This window comes from Faecalibacterium sp. DFI.5.82 (genome assembly GCF_029076575.1).
Taxonomy (GTDB): Bacteria; Bacillota; Clostridia; order Oscillospirales; family Ruminococcaceae; genus Faecalibacterium; species Faecalibacterium duncaniae.
This window is the reverse complement of sequence record NZ_JARFIS010000901.1, coordinates 1-295: the sequence shown is the minus strand read 5'-3', so window position 1 is coordinate 295 and position 295 is coordinate 1. Positions and strand designations below refer to the sequence as shown.

1 protein-coding gene is annotated in these 295 nt (G+C 53.2%); it reads left to right on the top strand.

Annotated features, from left to right (window positions below; genetic code table 11):
• A partial coding sequence (locus P0G09_RS19425; RefSeq protein WP_275253493.1) for a M48 family metalloprotease occupies nucleotides 1-295 on the top strand: 295 nt, incomplete at both ends.

The window sequence follows — 295 nt, the reverse complement described above, 5'->3', positions numbered from 1 at the left end:
GCGACCGGCTGCGACCCTGAGCATGCTAGTTTAGCGGTAACCAGCGGACTGCTTGAAATGATGAATGACGAAGAACTGCGCGGTGTTTTGGGACATGAGTTGGCGCATATCAAAAACTATGATATCCGAGTTACCACGATTGCGATGTCGCTGCTTGAGCTGGTTCGCTATTCAGGATGGGGGCTGCTGATTGCTGGTCTGGGATTGATGAGCGTCAAAACCAGGGCCGGGATCATCGAGCTGATCTTTTGGATGATCGGGGCCAGCCTGGCAGTAGTTGGCGGTTTGATTGCCA